The sequence below is a fragment of the Psychrobacter sp. 1Y4 genome (assembly GCF_051847555.1).
Window position 1 is genome coordinate 1 of record NZ_JBPYDE010000058.1, and the last position, 1,442, is coordinate 1,442.

The 1,442-nt window shown below is 46.7% G+C and carries 1 protein-coding gene; it reads left to right on the forward strand.

Annotation, left to right across the window (positions count from 1 at the left end):
• A partial coding sequence (locus tag ACS8FC_RS14125) for a DUF3418 domain-containing protein (protein WP_439297225.1) occupies window positions 1–1,442 on the forward strand: 1,442 nt, incomplete at both ends.

The window sequence follows — 1,442 nt, forward strand, 5'->3', positions numbered from 1 at the left end:
TGCGTACCGTTGCCAAAATTGAACCCGAGTGGATTATTTCAGCTGCAGGCGACTTGCTCAAATATCATTACTTTGAACCGCATTGGTCCAAGAAAACCGGACGGGTCAAAGCTTACGCGCAGATTAGCTTGTTTGGCTTAATCATTATCAGCAAACAGCTGACCAACTATGAGCAAGTAAACTTGGCTGAATCACGAGAGATTTTCATTCGTGATGGTCTGGTGACTGGTAACTTCGGTCGCAATGCACCATTTTTACAGCACAATATGGACAAGATTGCCCATGTTGAACGCATCGAAGACAAGCTACGTCGCCGGGATCTATTGGTTGATGAAGAAACGCTATATCAATTCTATGATAAAAAGATTCCCGAGCACGTCGCCAGTCGCAAAACGTTTGAAGACTGGCGCGCAGAAGTAGAAAAGAATGATGCTAAGTATTTGTTTTTTACCGATGAAGATGTACTCACTAGCCAAGCGCCGACCACGGGCGACTTTCCAGAAGTATGGAAGCTGGGCGATCTAAAACTGCCATTGCGTTATGTCTTTGATCCAGCAAGTGATGATGAAGGCGTGACCATACGCGTACCGCTTGCTGCATTACCACAGCTCGACGCGATTGAGCTACTATGGGGTGTGCCAGGCTGGCGCTATGAGCTGGTGCTACAGTTGCTCAAATCATTGCCAAAAGATATCCGTCGTCAGATCGTCCCGATACCTGATACCGCAGATAGCTTGTTTGATGAGTTGCAGCAGCAAGGTGGACAAGGGCTGTTAAAACAGCTGTGCCAAGCGCTCAATCGCCGCGGTATTATGTCGGTGACGCCGGAGAGCTTTAGCCCTTCTGCGATTGACCGTTATTTGCAGCCACAAATTTGTGTGGTCGATGACAAAAACCGCATTATCGAAAAAGGTCGTGATCTGCAAACGCTACAGATTCGTCATGCCTCTGAGACTAGTCAAGCGGTGAATGAGCAACAAGGCGCGCATACTGAATTCCCTGAGCATTTTGCCTTTAGCAAAAACCATCATAGCGCAGGCGTGGTTATGAAGCAGTTTGCGGCGCTCGTTGCTGATGAAGCAGGCGAAGCGGTATCGATTCATCAGTACACCGATGTCAATGCAGCACTACAAGCGCATCGTATCGGCGTATTGACCTTAATCAAAGGAAAGCTTGGCGCGAAGAAAAAACAGCTCACCAGTCAAGTAGATAAAATATTTAAACTGGCGTTTGCACCGCTTGGTGATATGGAAAAGCTAAAAACAATCGTCATTGATGCTACATTGGATGCTACGCTTGAAGAGCATTATGTGTTATTTGATCATACCGAGAGTCTGCCTGAGAGCGCTGATGATATTGCAGTTGGATTGAGCGAGGAGTTACCGTTTACGCCTGAGGAATATGCGCAGACGCTAGAAGTTGTGTTAAATAACTTCTTATTG